11 protein-coding genes are annotated in these 16,903 nt (G+C 63.6%); 8 read left to right on the forward strand and 3 right to left on the reverse strand.

Features of this window, described 5'->3' with window-relative positions; genetic code table 11:
- Positions 1-23: 23 nt before the first annotated feature.
- Positions 24-1,442 (reverse strand): amino acid permease, encoded by a 1,419-nt coding sequence (locus ACFY68_RS08020; protein ID WP_387525379.1) that lies wholly within the window; start codon positions 1,440-1,442, stop codon positions 24-26.
- Positions 1,443-1,833: 391 nt separating this feature from the next.
- Between ACFY68_RS08020 and ACFY68_RS08025 the strand changes: the two genes are divergently transcribed.
- The 3 genes from ACFY68_RS08025 (at position 1,834) to ACFY68_RS08035 (ending at position 6,357) form a co-directional block, all read left to right on the forward strand.
- Complete coding sequence (locus tag ACFY68_RS08025) at positions 1,834-4,971, forward strand: transglycosylase domain-containing protein (protein WP_387525381.1); 3,138 nt, start codon at positions 1,834-1,836, stop codon at positions 4,969-4,971.
- An 89-nt stretch (positions 4,972-5,060) separates the two neighbouring features.
- Positions 5,061-5,606 carry a PadR family transcriptional regulator gene (locus ACFY68_RS08030; protein WP_387525384.1) on the forward strand — a complete coding sequence of 182 codons (546 nt, stop codon included), beginning with the start codon at positions 5,061-5,063 and terminating at the stop codon, positions 5,604-5,606.
- Positions 5,599-6,357 carry a siderophore-interacting protein gene (locus ACFY68_RS08035; RefSeq protein WP_387525387.1) on the forward strand — a complete coding sequence of 253 codons (759 nt, stop codon included), beginning with the start codon at positions 5,599-5,601 and terminating at the stop codon, positions 6,355-6,357. The genes ACFY68_RS08030 and ACFY68_RS08035 overlap by 8 nt, the downstream gene beginning before the upstream one ends.
- A 101-nt stretch (positions 6,358-6,458) precedes the next feature.
- Here the strand turns inward: ACFY68_RS08035 and ACFY68_RS08040 are convergent, their stop codons facing one another.
- The gene (locus tag ACFY68_RS08040; RefSeq protein WP_387525390.1) at positions 6,459-7,100 is read right to left on the reverse strand and encodes a Pr6Pr family membrane protein; all 642 of its coding nucleotides are present in this window, start codon (positions 7,098-7,100) and stop codon (positions 6,459-6,461) included.
- Position 7,101: 1 nt separating this feature from the next.
- The gene (locus tag ACFY68_RS08045; protein ID WP_346614458.1) at positions 7,102-7,323 is read right to left on the reverse strand and encodes a VF530 family protein; all 222 of its coding nucleotides are present in this window, start codon (positions 7,321-7,323) and stop codon (positions 7,102-7,104) included.
- Between the two features lie 169 nt (positions 7,324-7,492).
- On the opposite strand from ACFY68_RS08045, the gene ACFY68_RS08050 reads away from it, so the two are divergent.
- The 5 genes from ACFY68_RS08050 (at position 7,493) to ACFY68_RS08070 (ending at position 16,829) form a co-directional block, all read left to right on the forward strand.
- Positions 7,493-9,544: a TonB-dependent receptor gene (locus ACFY68_RS08050; RefSeq protein ID WP_387525393.1), complete on the forward strand. Its 2,052-nt coding sequence runs from the start codon at positions 7,493-7,495 to the stop codon at positions 9,542-9,544.
- Between the two features lie 291 nt (positions 9,545-9,835).
- On the forward strand, positions 9,836-11,173 hold the full coding sequence (locus ACFY68_RS08055; RefSeq protein ID WP_387525396.1) for a carbohydrate porin: 1,338 nt from the start codon (positions 9,836-9,838) through the stop codon (positions 11,171-11,173).
- 27 nt (positions 11,174-11,200) lie between these two features.
- Positions 11,201-13,612, forward strand: a complete 2,412-nt coding sequence (locus ACFY68_RS08060; protein ID WP_387525399.1) for a glucose/quinate/shikimate family membrane-bound PQQ-dependent dehydrogenase — start codon at positions 11,201-11,203, stop codon at positions 13,610-13,612.
- A gap of 228 nt (positions 13,613-13,840) precedes the next feature.
- A complete protein-coding gene (lon, locus tag ACFY68_RS08065) occupies positions 13,841-16,267 on the forward strand; it encodes an endopeptidase La (RefSeq protein WP_346614462.1) in 2,427 nt (808 codons plus the stop codon).
- 169 nt (positions 16,268-16,436) lie between these two features.
- Positions 16,437-16,829, forward strand: a complete 393-nt coding sequence (locus ACFY68_RS08070; RefSeq protein ID WP_387525402.1) for a protease inhibitor I42 family protein — start codon at positions 16,437-16,439, stop codon at positions 16,827-16,829.
- Positions 16,830-16,903: the final 74 nt, after the last annotated feature.

A 16,903-nucleotide genomic window follows, 5' to 3' on the forward strand; every position in this document is an offset into this window, starting at 1 on the left:
TGTGCGGCCCCCGTGGCTTCAGATCAGGAGGCGGTGCGGGCTACCGCTTGGTGATCCTTCGGCGCCAGGCGGAAGGTGTAGTACAAGGCCGTCAGCAACACCAGGAACGCCGGGCCGATATACAGCGCCACGCGGGTATCCTCGAAGTACGCCATCAACCCCACCACCAGCACCAGGAAGGCCAGGGCCAGGTAGGAGCTCAGCGGCCACAGCCACATGCGGTATTTCAAGGCCTTGCTCTGGGCGGTAGAGAGCCCGGCGCGGAACTTGATCTGCGCCAGCAGGATCATCACCCAGGTCCAGATCGCCCCGAAGGTGGCTATCGAGGTCACCCAGACGAATACCTTCTCCGGCACCAGGTAATTGGCCAGCACGCCCAGCAGCAAGGCACCGATCGACAGCAGCAGCGCATTGCGCGGTACCCCGCTTTTAGAGGTGCGGGCGAACGTGGCCGGCGCCTGGCCGTTCTGCGCAAGGCTGTAGAGCATGCGGCCGGTGCTGAAGATACCGCCGTTGCAGGACGACAGTGCGGCGGTAATGACGACGAAGTTGATGATGCCGGCGGCAGTCTTGATCCCCAGGCGCTCGAAGGTCATGACGAACGGGCTGCCTTGGCTGCCGATCTCGTTCCACGGGTAGATCGACAGGATCACGAACAGGGCGCCGACGTAGAACAGCAGGATGCGCCAGAACACCGAGCCGATGGCCTGGGGGATGGTTTTCTGCGGGTTGCGCGCTTCGCCGGCGGTGAGGCCGATCATTTCAACGCCCAGGTAGGCGAACATCACCATCTGCAGCGACATCAGCACGCCGGTCACGCCATTGGGCATGAAGCCGCCATTGCCCCACAGGTTGGAGATACCGACCGCAACACCGTCGTTACCAAAGCCGAAGGCGATGATGCCGATGCCTCCCAGGACCATGGCGATGATGGTGACGATCTTGATCAGGGCGAACCAGAACTCGAACTCGCCAAACGCCTTGACCGCGATCAGGTTGACCGCACCCATGCTTCCCAGCGCCGCCAGCGCCCAGATCCAGCGTGGCACGTCGGGGAACCAGATGCCCATGTAGATGGCCACGGCGGTGATTTCGGCGACACAGGTCACCAGCCACAGGAACCAGTAGTTCCAACCGGTCAGAAAGCCCGCCAACGGGCCAAGGTAGTCCTGGGCATAGCGGCTGAACGACCCGGCAACCGGGTTGTGCACGGCCATCTCGCCAAGGGCGCGCATGATCACCAGGATCGCCAGGCCGCCAATAATGTAGGAAAGCATGATCGCCGGGCCGGCCATTTCAATCGCTTTGGCCGAACCAAGGAAAAGACCGACGCCGATACAGGCGCCCAGTGCCATCAAGCGAATGTGACGTTCGCCCAGTTCACGCTTTAGCGGGCCGCCTTGTGCGGTCTCGCCATGGGCAGGGTGGTTGCCGACTGGCATAGCAATACAACCTCATTTTGTTATTGGATTTGACCTTCGTGCAGCAGCGGCCATGCCGGTAGGCGTGGCGGTGGCTTGCCAGGCTGGCCTTGTGGGCCGGCCCGTATACCGGAATAGAGCGGCCGGCAAGGCGAAGGGGCCGAGCAGTATAGGAAGCCCGCCGTAGGGCTTTTCACTGTTAATTCGTAGAAATTTGGCGAGAAACCGGGGCCAGCTGGCCTGCCTCACGCCTGTAGCAGCCACCCTAGCAATATCGCTGTATGAAGAAACCCACACCAAAGCCGCATATCCCACATTGCATTTCTGCAGTTCTTACAAAATTTTCACCTCCTGCCGTCAACGTCTAAGCTTCAGACAAGCAAGACGAAAATACCTGGCCGGATTGAAGACTATGGGCGCACTGTGGCAATCGGAACCAACCAGAACGGAAGCAGCCGAACCTCCTCTGGACCAGACGCCACAGCCGAAGTCCCCCCGTCAGCGCCGGCTGTGGTGGCGGCTGATACTGCTGATCCTGGTGGTGGGCATCATTGCCATCGGCTTCGCCGCCTATGACGAATTCCGCACGTCCGACCTGCAATCGCGGGAATTCAGCAGGCTGGCCACCACCCTGACCTATTCGCTGCAGCCCGGGCCCAGCGATGCCATCGTCTACCCGGGTGAAGGGCCGTTCGACAAACGCCTGGGTTACAGCGCGCTGGGCGAGTTCTTGCCGCGCCTGCTCAAACGCGACTACCTGATCAGCGAGCAGGTAAAGTTCTCGCCGGCGTTGATGAACTACGTCGATCACGGTTTGTTCGCACCCTATATCGAGAAAATTCAGGCTGGCCTGTCGATCACCGATTGCCGTGGCGACACGCTGTATCAGTACAACTACCCGCAACACCTGTACCCGGACTTCGCCGCCATCCCGCCGGTAATGGTCAACAGCCTGCTGTTCATCGAGAACCGCGACCTGCTCGACCCGAAAGACCCGAAGAACAACCCGGCGGTCGACTGGCCACGCTTTGCCAAGGCTGCCTACAGCCAGGTCGCCAAGTACCTGGCGCTGCCCGGCCAGTCCGCCGGCGGCAGCACCCTGGCCACGCAGCTGGAGAAGTACCGCCATTCGCCGGATGGCCTGACCGTCTCCGGCGCCGAGAAGATCCGCCAGATGATTTCCGCCAGCGTGCGCGCCTACCAAGGTGGCCCTGATACTACCGAGGCCCGCCAGCGCATCGTGCGCGACTACCTCAACAGCGTGCCGCTGTCGGCGGTGCCGGGCCACGGCGAGGTGCACGGCATGGCCGAGGGGCTGCGGGTGTGGTACGGCGCTGATTTCGACCAGGTCAACCAGGCGCTCACCTCGACCGCGACCGACGCCGACAGCATGGCCGCCCGCGGCCTGGCGCTGCGCCAGGTGCTGTCGCTGATGATCGCCCAGCGTCGCCCTTCGCATTACCTGTCAAAGGGCCGGGTGGAGCTTGCCGAGCTCACCGACTCGCACATCCGCGTGCTCGCTGCCAACGCCATCATCGACCGCCCATTGGCCGACGCGGCCCTGGCCAGCAAGGCGGTCTATCGCGACTGGGTAGCACAGCCGACTATCGTGCCAATCATCACCAACAAAGGCATCAGCCTGGCGCGCAACCGGCTGGCGGCGATGCTCAACCGCCCGTTGTACGACCTCGACCGCCTCGACGTCTCGGCCACCAGCACCTTGCAGGCCGACCTGCAGTTGCAGGCCAGCCAGTACCTGAAGAACCTTTCCGACCCGGTATTCGCCGCGCAGATGGGCCTGATCGGCGAGCGCCTGCTGACCACCAAGACCACCGACCAGGTGCGCTACAGCTTCACCCTGTTCGAGCGCACCGCTGATGGCTCGCGGGTACGGGTGCAGACCGACAGCACCGACCAGCCCTTCGACATCAACGAGGGCAGTAAGCTGGAACTGGGCTCGACGGCCAAGCTGCGGGTACTCACCACCTACCTGGAGATCATTGCCGAACTGCACGACAAGTACGCCGGCAAACCCGCTGCCGAATTGAAGAAAGTCGACGTTGCAGAACTGGACCGCATCTCCCAGTGGTCGCTGGAATGGCTGGCGCAGAACAGCAAGAACCAGAGCCTGGACGCCATGCTCGACGCCGCCCTGGAGCGCAAGTATTCGGCCAACACTGGCGAGGCCTTCTTCACCGGCGGCGGCATGCACGTGTTCAACAACTTCCGCAAGGAAGACAACAGCCGCAACCCGACCCTCAAGGATGCCCTGCGCGAGTCGATCAACCTGCCGTTCATCCGCCTGATGCGCGACCTGGTGCGCTACGTCACCTACCAGCAGCCGTACAACCGGGTACCGCTGCTCAAGGACGACTCCGACCCGCGCCGCCAGGAATACCTCGCACGCTTTGCCGACAAGGAGGGCACCAACTACCTGATGCGCTTCTGGAGGAAGTACCAGCGCAAGACCTCGCAGCAACGCCTGGACACCTTCCTCGACAGCATGCGCGTCACCCCGCAACGCCTGGCGGCGGTGCACCGTTATCTGTTCCCTGAAGCCGGCCAGGAAACCTTCAACGCCTTTGTCCGCGCCCACAGCAAGGGTGACAAGATCGCCCTGGGCAAGCTCACCGACGGCCGCCTGGCGGAGATGTACGAAGGCTACGGCCCCGGCAAATACGACCTGCCCGACCAGGGCTATATCGCCAAGGTCCATCCACTGGACCTGTGGTTGCTCGGTTACCTGCTGAAGAACCCGAGTTCCACGCTGACCGAAATGGTCAACGCCAGCCGTTTCGAGCGCCAGGAAGTCTATGGCTGGCTGTTCAAGAGCCGCTACCAGGGCGCCCGTGACAGCCGCATCCGCACCATGGTCGAAATCGAAGCCTTTACCGACATCCATCAACGCTGGAAACGCGTGGGCTACCCGTTCGACCACCTGGTGCCGTCGCTGGCCACCGCCATTGGTAGCTCCGGCGACCGCCCGGCAGCGCTTTCAGAGCTGGTGGGCATTATCCAGAACGACGGCGTGCGCCTGCCCACCCTGCGTATCGACACCCTGCACTTCGCCGCCGACACCCCGTACGAAACCAAGCTGAACAGCGACCCCGACCGTGGCCAGCGGATACTCCCGGTGGAAGTGGCCAGGGCGCTAAAAGGGGCAATGTCGCAGGTGGTCGACGCAGGTACCGCGCGGCGTATCTCCGGCAGCTTCAAGCTGCATGACGGCACCCCGTTGGTGATGGGCGGCAAGACCGGCACCGGCGACAACCGCATCGAAAGCTTCGGTGCCGGCGGCCGGCTGATCGGCTCGCGCTCGCTTAACCGGACCGCCACGTTCGTGTTCTTCCTGGGCGACAACCACTTCGGCACGCTGACGGCCTTCGTCCCGGGGCGCTCGGCCGAAGCGTTCAAATTCACCTCGGCGCTGCCCGTACAGGTGCTCAAGGGCATGGCACCGATCCTCATGCCGTACCTGGAGCCAGGCAACCCCAACGAGTGCAAACCGCCGCAGGTGGCAATGCACGCGCCCCACTCATCGAACATTTAGATGATAATCATCTGCATTTGACGGCTTGTGTTTAGATATATCTTGAGTAATATCTTGCGATATATCTAAACACACGGAGCCCGTCTTCGATGCGCGACCATTCCACCCACGACCCCTTCGAGCGTCGCCCCGGCCGCGGTGAACGCGGCCCGCGGGTATTCGCCCCGGGCGACCTGAAATTACTGATGCTGTCGCTGCTGGCCGAGCAGCCTGGCCATGGCTATGACCTTATCCGCCAGATCGAGAACCTGTTCGACGGCAGCTACACGCCCAGCCCCGGGGTCATTTACCCCACCCTCAACTTTCTCGAAGAGGCCGAGCTGATCAGTGGCGAGGTGCAGGGCAGCAAACGCCTTTACGCCATCACCGTAGCCGGCCGCACGGCCCTCACCGGCCAGGCCGTGGCCCTCGACGGCGTGCGCATGCGCATCGAAGTCAGCAAGCGCGCCCTGCGCGGCCACGACCGCCCGCCCGAGATTCATGAAGCGGTCGGCAACCTGCGCCATGCCCTGCACATGCACAGCGGCCGCTGGAGCCCGGACGAGATCGAACGGGTCCGCACGCTGCTCAACGATACCGCCAAGGCCATCGCCTCCGGGCCGGCCGAACCTGCCATGGAGAACGCCCATGAGTGACACCATTCACCGCGTCAACCACGAAATCCGCCAGCGTCGCCTGCAGGTGCTGCGGGTTACCGACCTGACCCCGCGCATGCGCCGCATCACCCTCGGCGGCCCCGAACTGCAGGGCTTCACCAGCCTGGGTAGCGACGACCACATCAAGTTGCTGTTCGCCGAAACCGCCGAGCAACAGCAGGCCATCGACGCCCGCAACCTGGGCCGCGACGGCGGTGCCCGGCCGACCATGCGCGAGTACACCCCACGGCGTATCGACCTCGTCGCCCATGAACTGGACATCGACTTCGTATTGCACGGCGATGGCCCCGCTTCAACCTGGGCCGCGCAGGCGGCACCGGGGCAGACGCTGAACATTGCCGGCCCCCGTGCTTCGATGGTGGTGCCGGATATCTTCGACAGCTACCTGCTGATTGGCGATGAAACGGCCATTCCGGCGATCGGGCGACGCCTTGAGGAACTGCCAGCCGGGCGACGTGTGGTGGCGGTGGTCCAGATCGAGGATGAGCAGGAACGCCAGCCGCTGCCGAGCAAGGCTGAGGTGGAAATCATCTGGGTCAAGCGCGAGGAAGACTTGCTGGCGGTGCTGCAGGGGCTGAGCTTGCCTGAAGGGAAACTCTACAGCTGGGTGGCATTGGAGAAGTCGCTGACGCGGCAGGTCAAAGCGCTGCTGCTGGAAAAGGGTGCTGCTGAAGATGCGCTCAAGGCAGCTGCCTACTGGCGAGCTGATGGGACTGCAGACGACGAATAGTCTGTCGCGCCGGTACTGGCCTCATCGCGGGCAAGCCCGCTCCTACAGGTTCTGTGGAGATCCTGTAGGAGCGGGCTTGCCCGCGATGAGGCCGGCACAAGCTAAGCAATATCACGCAACCGCCACCCACGCCACCGATCCAGCCCCAGCAACACCAGCGAAATCACCCAGAACCCCGCCAGCATGCCAAGCGCATTGAGCATCACCTGCCCATACCCCAGGGTCGCCACATCGATGAACGGGTACGGGTAAACCCCGATCTCGCTGCCACGCCACAGCGCATAACCAAAATAAACAGCCGGATACAGCGCCCAAAGCGCCAGGTGCCAAAGGCGCAGATGCCCTTTGGGCACCTCGAACCACCAGTACAGGACGTACAGCGCAGGCATCACATCGTGCAGCAACTCATCCGCCAGCCACTGCCAACCTTGCGGTTGCCACAGGTGCCTCAGTAGCACGCTGTAGGCCAGCGCCACCAGCACGATACTGGCAGCGACCGCAGAGCTCACCGAGGGCGAAAGGAAGAAACGCTTCGCGCCACACTCGCGCCCGAAGGCCGCATAGCTGAGCACCGTCGCCACCAGGGTATTGGTCAGCACCGTGAAATAGCCGAACACATTGATCAGCCCGCCAATCAGGCTGGCCTGCTCCTGCCAGCGCGCCAGCAGCACCAGGTATACCTGCACGGTCAGGCCCAGCCAGCCGAGCACAGCGGCCAGGGTCAGCCACGGACGACGCGGCATCTCAGGCGTTGCGCTGCAGCTTCACGTACAACTGCTCGACTTTCTCACGCGCCCAGGGCGTCTTGCGCAGGAAAGCCAGGCTCGACTTGATGCTCGGGTTGCTCTTGAAGCAACGCACATCCACGCGCTCGGCCAAGCCCTGCCATTGGTAGTGCGCCACCAGCTCGTTGAGGATCTGTTCGAGGGTCTTGCCGTGCAGCGCGTTGTGTTGGGCCGTGCTCATGCCAGTGCTCCAGCGTTGGAAAGATGCGCACCTTACACGAGTGTAGTGGCGAAGGGCATGCAGCAGATGCCAATGCAAAAACAGCTGGCAAACGGCGAAACCTCTGTGCTGAAATAGTGATGTTATATTGTAACAACAAACAAGCATCTGCCAAGGACCGTCACTTTCCATGTTGTGCTCTCCCCTACGCCTCTCACCCCTCGCCGTCGCCCTCTGGCTCGCTTCATCACCCAGCCAGGCCGTGGAACTCGAACCCCAGGTGATCACCGCCAACCCGCTGGGCAACCGCCAGCTAGCCGCCCCCAGCACTGTGCTCGAAGGTGACGACCTGCTGCAGCAACAGCACGGCAGCCTCGGCGAAACCCTCAACAAACAGCCGGGTGTCGCCTCTACCTGGTTTGGCCCTGGCGCCAGCCGCCCGGTGATCCGTGGCCTGGACGGCGACCGCATCCGCATCCTGCGTAACGGCGTCGGCGCCCTGGATGCCTCGGCACTGTCCTACGACCACGCGGTGCCGCTGGACCCGGTCACCGTCGAGCGCGTCGAAATCGTCCGTGGCCCGGCCGCCCTGCTGTATGGCGGCAACGCCATCGGTGGCGTGGTCAACACCTTCGACAATCGCATCCCCGACTCGCCGATCGACGGCATCCATGGCGCCGGCGAGCTGCGTTACGGCGGCGCCGACACCACCCGCAGCAGCGCCGGCAAGCTGGAAGCGGGCGACGGCACCTTCGCCCTGCACCTGGATGCCAATAGCCGCCAGTTCAACGACCTGCGCATCCCCGGCTACGCCCGCAGCTCGAAGGTGCGCGACGCTGACGAACCCGGTAGCAAGCACCGCCTGGAGAACAGCGACGGGCGCCAGGATGGCGGCGCAATGGGTGGTTCCTATCACTGGGATCACGGCTATGCGGGCTTGTCTTACAGCCGTTACGACAGTAACTACGGCTCGGTCGCAGAACCCGGCGTGCGCCTGGACATGAAGCAGGACCACTACGCGTTCGCCTCCGAACTGCGGGACCTGGAGGGCCCGTTCAGTTCGGTCAAGGTCGATGCCGGCTACACCGACTACGAACACAGCGAAATCGAACAAGGCGAGGTGCACACCACCTTCAAGAACAAGGGCTACGAGGCACGTATCGAGGCCCGTCACCAACCGCTCGGCCCGCTTGAAGGGGTGATTGGTGCCCAAGTAAGCCGCAACGAGTTCTCGGCGCTGGGTGAAGAAGCCTTCGTGCCGCACACCGATACCGACAGCCTGGCGCTGTTCATGCTCGAGCAATGGCAGGCCACCGAGCGCCTCAACCTCAGCCTCGGCGCGCGCCTTGAACATACTCGCGTCGACCCGGACGCCAAGGGCAACGAGAACTTCGTCGACGCGGACAGCGCCAGCAGCTTCAACGCCTTCAGCCTGTCGTCTGGCGCGGTGTACCAGCTCGACCCGGTCTGGGCACTGGCCGCCAACCTTGGCTACACCGAACGCGCCCCGACGTTCTACGAGCTGTATGCCAATGGCGCCCACGTCGCCACCGGCGCCTATGAGGTCGGTGATGCCAGCCTGAACAAGGAGAAGGCGATCTCCGCCGACCTTGCCCTGCGCTTCGACAACGGCACCCACAAGGGCAGTGTCGGGGTGTTCTACAGCCATTTTCGCAACTACATCGGCTTGATCGGCACGGGCAATGTGCGTGAAGGGCATGATCACGACCACGGCGAGGACGATCATGACCACGATCACGATCACGACGACGGTGGGTTCCCGGAGTATCGGTATCAGGGCGTGCGGGCGCGCTTCTATGGTATCGAGGCCCAGGACCGCTGGCAGTTGCTCGAAAACCGCTACGGCAGCTTTGCGCTGGAGCTGTCAGGCGATTACACCCGGGCCAAGAACCTCGACAGCGGCGAGCCGTTGCCACGCATTGCACCGCTGCGCCTGAACAGCGGCCTGGTCTGGGAACTGGACCGGTGGCAGGCACGGGTGGATGTGCAGCATGCAACGGCGCAGCACCGCAAACCGGCCAATGAAACCAGCACCGATGGCTACACCACACTGGGGGCCAGCGTCGGTTATCGCTTCGATATCGGGCAGAGCCAGTGGCTGGCGTTTGTGCGCGGTGAGAACCTGACAGATCAGACGGTGCGTTACGCCAGCTCGATTCTGCGGGACATCGCCCCGGCGCCGGGGCGCAGTGTGGAGGTGGGTTTGCGTACAACCTTCTGATTGCATGGGGCCCTTCGCGGGGCGAACCCGCTCCCACAGGATCTTCGCCGCACCTTAACTGTGGGAGCCGGCTTGCCGGCGATGGGCTGCAAAGCAGCCCCAAATCATTACTGTTACCAAACCAGCAACAATCAACTGCGACAATTTGTCTTTTTTTCTTACAACTTCCCCTATATCCTCCCCGCCGCAAGCTGAATCGCTTCACTTCCTAATCTGTCGCCATATCCATCGAAGAGCCCGCTCATCGGTGCGCTTGCCATTTTTTAAATAATCAAAAGATAGCGCTATCTCATGCCTGACAACCGCTACATCGGCCCAGTTTTTCTCGCCCTCGCCGCCAGCCTGTCGCCCAGCGTCAGCGCCAGCGAAATGTTCGCCAGCGACTCCCCATGGATGCTCGGGGACTGGGGCGGCACGCGCAGCGAGCTGCTCGAACAAGGCTACGACTTCACCCTTGGCTACACCGGCGAGATGGGCAGCAACCTGCACGGCGGCTACGACCACGACCGCACCGCGCGCTACAGCGACCAGTTCACGTTCGGTAGCCATCTGGACCTGGAGAAGATCCTCGGCTGGCAAGACACTGAACTGCAGCTGACCATCACCGAACGCCACGGCGACAACATCAGCAACGACCGCATCAACGACCCGCGCGTCGGCGGCTTCACCTCGGCTCAGGAAGTCTGGGGCCGTGGCGAAACCTGGCGGCTGACCCAGATGTGGATCAAGCAGAAGTACTTCGATGGCGCACTGGACGTCAAATTCGGCCGCTTCGGCGAAGGCGAAGACTTCAACAGCTTCCCCTGCGATTTCCAGAACCTGGCCTTCTGCGGCTCGCAGGTGGGCAACTGGGTGGGCGGCATCTGGTACAACTGGCCGGTCAGCCAGTGGGCCCTGCGCGTGCGCTACAACCTGAACGAAGCGCTCTACGCCCAGGTCGGAGTGTTCGAGCAGAACCCTTCCAACCTCGAATCCGGCAACGGCTTCAAGCTCAGCGGCAGCGGCACCCAGGGCGCCGTGATACCGGTCGAACTGGTCTGGAGCCCACGGCTGAATGGCCTGAAAGGGGAATATCGCGCTGGGTACTACTACAGTAATGCCAAGGCACAGGATGTTCTAAAGGACAGCAACGGCCAGCCGGCCGCCATCAGTGGCGCCGCCTACCGCAGCAGTTCGAGCAAGCACGGCCTGTGGATCGGTGCCCAGCAGCAAGTCACTTCGCTGGCCTCCGACCAGTCGCGCGGCCTGAGCCTGTTCGCCAACGCCACGGTGCACGACAAGAAGACCAATGCCATCGACAACTATGTGCAGGCAGGACTGGTATACAAGGGCCCCTTCGACGCCCGCGCCAAGGACGACATCGGTTTCGCCCTCGCACGCGTGCACGTCAACCCTGCCTACCGCAAGAACGCCCGCCTGGCCAACCAGGCTGCCGGCGTTTACGACTATGACAACCCAGGTTTCCTGCCTGTGCAGGACACCGAATACAGCGCTGAACTCTATTACGGCATTCACCTGGCCGACTGGCTCACGGTGCGTCCGAACCTGCAATACATCCGCCATCCAGGCGGGGTATCGCAGGTTGACGACGCCCTGATCGGCGGCCTGAAGATCCAAAGCACTTTCTGACAACCTTCACCTAACGGAGAACATACGATGAGCACTGACGGTGCCAAGAATGGAAGCCGCTGGCTACCGCGCCTGATGGGCGTGCTGCTGTTGCTGATGGGCCTGGCCCTGCTCGCGGGCGGCATCAAGCTGAGCCAGCTGGGCGGGTCGCTGTATTACCTGATCGCCGGTATCGGCTTCGCCCTGTCGGGCGTCCTGCTGCTGGCCCAGCGCCGCCTGGGCCTGGGCCTTTACGGCCTGGTGCTGCTGGGCAGCACGGTATGGGCATTGCTGGAAGTCGGCCTGGACTGGTGGCAGTTGGTGCCGCGCCTGGCCATCTGGTTCGCCATCGGCGTGGTGCTGCTGCTGCCATGGGCACGCCGCCCGCTGATTGGCCCGGCCAACAAGGCCAACGTCGCCGTGCTCAGCGTCGCGGTGCTGGCCTCCGGCGCCTGCGCGCTGGGCAGCCAGTTCACCCACCCGGGCGAAGTGTTCGGCGAGCTGGGCCGCGACAACAGCGAAATGGGCAGCGCCGCGCCGGCCATGCCTGACGGCGACTGGCAGGCCTATGGCCGCACCGAGCATGGCGACCGCTATTCGCCGCTGCGCCAGATCACCGCACAGAATGCCTACCGCCTGGAAGAAGCCTGGCGCATCCGCACCGGTGACCTGCCTACCGACAACGACCCGGTCGAGCTGACCAACGAGAACACGCCGCTCAAAGCCAACGGCATGCTCTACGCCTGCACTGCCCACAGCAAGGTGCTGGCCCTGGACCCGGACACCGGTGCCGAGATCTGGCGCTACGACCCGCAGATCAAGACCCCGGTCGGCACCTTCAAGGGCTTCGCCCACATGACCTGCCGTGGCGTCTCGTACTATGACGAGAACAGCTACGTCAGCCGCGATGGCAGCCCCGCACCGAAAGTCTCGGACGCCGGCCAGGCCGTCGCCCAGGCCTGCCCACGCCGCCTCTACCTGCCCACCGCCGATGCCCGCCTGATCGCCATCAACGCCGACAACGGCAAGGTCTGCGAAGGCTTCGCCAACCAGGGCGCGATCGACCTGACCACCGGTATCGGCCCGTTCACCGCCGGCGGCTACTACTCCACCTCGCCGGTGGCAGTCACCCGCAGCCTGGTGATCATCGGTGGCCACGTCACCGACAACGAGTCGACCAACGAGCCGTCCGGTGTGATCCGTGCCTATGACGTGCACGATGGCCGCCTGGTCTGGAACTGGGACAGCAACAACCCGGACGACACCAAGCCACTGGCCCCGGGCAAGACCTACAGCCGCAACTCGGCCAACATGTGGTCGCTGGCCAGCGTCGATGAAGACCTGGGCATGGTCTACCTGCCGCTGGGCAACCAGACCCCCGACCAGTACGGCGCCAACCGCACCCCAGGCGCCGAGAAGTACAGCGCCGGCGTGGTCGCCCTGGACCTGGCCACCGGCAAGGCGCGCTGGAACTACCAGTTCACTCACCACGACCTGTGGGACATGGACGTTGGCAGCCAGCCGACCCTGGTGCACCTGAAGACCAAGGACGACGTGAAACCCGCGATCATCGTGCCGACCAAGCAGGGCAGCCTGTACGTGCTCGACCGCCGCGACGGTACGCCGATCGTGCCGGTTCGCGAGATCCCGGTACCGCAGGGCGCTGTCAAAGGCGACCACACCGCGCCCACCCAGGCCCGCTCCGACCTCAACCTGCTCGGCCCGGACCTGACCGAACAGGCCATGTGGGGCGCCACGCCGTTCGACCAGATGCTGTGCCGTATCCAGTTCCGCGAACTGCGCTACGAAGGCCAGTACACCCCGCCGTCCGAGCAGGGCTCGCTGATCTACCCGGGCAACGTTGGCGTGTTCAACTGGGGCGGCGTCTCGGTCGACCCGGTGCGCCAGCTGTTGTTCACCTCGCCCAACTACATGGCCTTCGTGTCGAAAATGGTCCCGCGTGAGCAGGTTGCCGCCGGCAGCAAGCGCGAAAGCGAGACCAGCGGCGTGCAGCCGAACACTGGCGCACCTTACGCGGTGATCATGCACCCGTTCATGTCGCCGCTGGGCGTGCCCTGCCAGGCGCCAGCCTGGGGCTATGTGGCGGCCATCGACCTGTTCACCAACAAGGTGGTGTGGAAGCGCAAGAACGGCACCACCCGCGACAGCACCCCGGTACCGATCGGCATGCCGGTGGGTGTGCCGAGCATGGGCGGCTCGATCGTCACCGCCGGTGGCGTTGGCTTCCTCAGCGGCACCCTCGACCAGTACCTGCGCGCCTATGACGTGAACAACGGCAAGGAGCTGTGGAAAGCCCGCCTGCCAGCGGGTGGCCAGGCCACGCCGATGACCTACACCGGCAAGGACGGCAAGCAGTATGTGCTGATCGTCGCCGGCGGCCACGGCTCGCTGGGCACCAAGATGGGCGATTACATCATCGCTTACAAACTCGCTGAGTAATCTTCAGCTGCGGCGGTGACCTTACCGCCGCATTCGCCGGCAAGCCGGCTCCCACAGGTACGGCGCTGTATTCAAGCGCTGCGCCGTACTTGTGGGAGCCGGCTTGCCGGCGATGAGGCCGGCGCAGGCCAGCGAAGATGAAACCCCTCCCCTCCTCCCTTCGTCTACCATTGAAACCCATCCCCCCGCGCCCCATCTAAGCACCATAGTCATTCACGCAGGTGCACCATGAGCGACCAGCAGGATTTCCCGGAACAACCTGACGAACACAGCGAAATCGAACACCTCGATGCCCAGGCCGAAACCGGCCATGGCCACGCCCTCGCCCTGCCCGGCCAACGTTTGCCGGACAAGGTGCATGTGATCCCGATCCACAACCGCCCGTTCTTCCCGGCCCAAGTGCTGCCGGTTATCGTCAACGAAGAGCCCTGGGCCGAAACCCTCGACCTGGTTGCCAAGTCACAGGACCACTGCCTGGCCCTGTTCTTCATGGACACCCCGCCAGAAGACCACCGCCATTTCGACACTTCGGCTTTGCCGGAGTACGGCACCCTGGTCAAAGTGCACCACGCCAGCCGTGAAAACGGCAAACTGCAGTTCGTCGCCCAGGGCCTGACCCGGGTGCGCATCCGCACCTGGCTCAAGCACCATCGCCCGCCCTACCTGGTCGAGGTCGAATACCCGCGCCAGCCGAGCGAGCCGACCGACGAGGTCAAGGCCTACGGCATGGCCCTGATCAACGCGATCAAGGAACTGCTGCCGCTCAACCCGCTGTACAGCGAGGAGTTGAAGAACTACCTCAACCGCTTCAGCCCCAATGACCCGTCGCCGCTCACCGACTTTGCAGCAGCGCTCACCTCGGCCACCGGCAACCAGCTGCAGGAAGTGCTCGACTGCGTGCCCATGCTCAAGCGCATGGAGAAGGTCTTGCCGATGCTGCGCAAGGAAGTCGAGGTCGCACGCCTGCAGAACGAGATCTCCGCAGAGGTCAACCGGCAGATCGGCGAGCACCAGCGTGAGTTCTTCCTCAAGGAACAGCTCAAGGTCATCCAGCAGGAGCTGGGCCTGACCAAGGACGACCGCAGCGCCGACCTGGAGCAGTTCGAGCAGCGCCTGCAAGGCAAGACGCTGCCGGAGCAGGCCAGGAAGCGTATCGACGAAGAAATGGCCAAGCTGGCCATCCTCGAAACCGGCTCCCCCGAATACGCCGTCACCCGCAACTACCTGGAGTGGGCCAGCGCCCTGCCCTGGGGCGTGTATGGCAAGGACAAACTTGACCTCAAGCATGCGCGCAAGGTGCTCGACCAGCACCACGCCGGCCTGGATGACATCAAGGAACGTATTCTCGAGTTTCTCGCCGTTGGCGCCTGGAAGGGCGAGATCAGCGGCTCGATCGTACTGCTAGTGGGCCCACCCGGCGTGGGCAAGACCAGCATCGGCAAGTCTATCGCCGAATCGCTCGGCCGCCCGTTCTATCGCTTTAGCGTCGGAGGCATGCGCGATGAAGCCGAGATCAAGGGCCACCGCCGCACCTACATCGGCGCCCAGCCGGGCAAGCTGGTGCAGGCGCTGAAGGACGTCGAGGTGATGAACCCGGTGATCATGCTCGACGAGATCGACAAGATGGGTCAGAGCTACCAGGGCGACCCGGCCTCGGCCCTGCTGGAAACCCTCGACCCCGAGCAGAACGTCGATTTCCTCGACCACTACCTGGACCTGCGCCTGGACCTGTCCAAGGTGCTGTTCGTGTGCACCGCCAACACCCTGGACTCGATCCCCGGCCCGCTGCTCGACCGCATGGAAGTGATCCGCCTGTCCGGCTACATCACTGAAGAAAAGCTGGCCATCGCCAAGCGCCACCTATGGCCCAAGCAGCTGGCAAAGGCCGGCGTGTCGAAAAACAGCCTGAGCATCAGCGACAGTGCCCTGCGCCTGGTAATCGAGGGTTACGCCCGCGAAGCCGGCGTGCGCCAGCTGGAAAAACAGCTCGGCAAGCTCGTGCGCAAGGCTGTGGTCAGGCTGCTGGAAGACCCGGATGCCAAGCTAAAGATCGGCACCAAGGACCTGGAGGCCGCGCTCGGCATGCCAGTGTTCCGCAGTGAGCAGGTGCTGGCTGGCAAAGGCGTGATTACCGGCCTTGCCTGGACCAGCATGGGTGGCGCGACCCTGCCGATCGAGGCAACCCGCATCCATACGCTGAACCGCGGCTTCAAGCTCACCGGCAAGCTGGGTGACGTGATGAAGGAATCTGCCGAAATCGCCTACAGCTATGTCAGCTCCAACCTCAAGCAGTTTGGCGGTGACCCGAGCTTCTTCAACGAGGCGTTCATTCACCTGCATGTACCTGAAGGCGCTACCCCCAAGGATGGCCCGAGTGCGGGTATCACCATGGCCAGCGCACTGCTGTCGCTGGCCCGCGACCAAGCGCCGAAAAAAGGCGTAGCGATGACCGGCGAGTTGACCCTCACCGGCCAGGTGCTGCCGATTGGCGGCGTGCGCGAGAAGGTGATCGCGGCGCGGCGTCAGAAAATCTTCGAGCTGATCCTGCCGGAGCCAAACCGTGGTGACTTCGAAGAATTGCCGGAGTACCTGCGTGAAGGCCTGACCGTCCACTTCGCCAAGCGCTTTGCCGACGTGGCGAAAATATTGTTCTAACCTCACTGGCCTCATCGCCGGCAAGCCGGCTCCCACAGGTACAGCGCTGCCCTTGAGCGTGGCGCCGTACCTGTAGGAGCCGGCTTGCCGGCGATGAGGCCAGAAGTGCCAGCACAAAACTGCACCTGCTTCGGTTATCCTCAGGCCATCGACAGCCTTCGGAGCCACCATGACTACTGCTCGTCTGCTCGTTCCCCTGAGCCTTGCCCTGCTGACCGCCTGCGCCCATCAACCCAGGCAGCCGGTAGAACTCGATGCCGAAAGCGAATGCCCACAGCGCCTGCAGGTAGGCCAGAGCCTGACGCTGACCCTGCCCAGCAACCCCACAACCGGCTACCGCTGGCTGGTGCAGAACCCGGCCTCGAACGTCTTGCGCAGCCTTGGCCCCGAGGTGTACAGCGCCCCTGAGGACGCAGGGATCGTCGGCAGCGCGGGTATCTCCACCTGGCGCTTCGAAGCCCGTGCCGCCGGTGAGGGTCACCTGGTGCTGGTCTACCAGCAGCCCTGGGCCCCGGAAGTTCGCCCGGTGCAGACCTTCGATTGCGCCGTGCAGGTCTACTGATCGCACAGCGCTGGTCAGCCAACCATGCATCCTTGTCGCGGTTTGGCTAGAATGCCGGCCCTGCCTCTTGTCAG

Origin of the sequence: Pseudomonas sp. NPDC012596, assembly GCF_042902325.1 — a bacterium.
Classification (GTDB): domain Bacteria; phylum Pseudomonadota; class Gammaproteobacteria; order Pseudomonadales; family Pseudomonadaceae; genus Aquipseudomonas.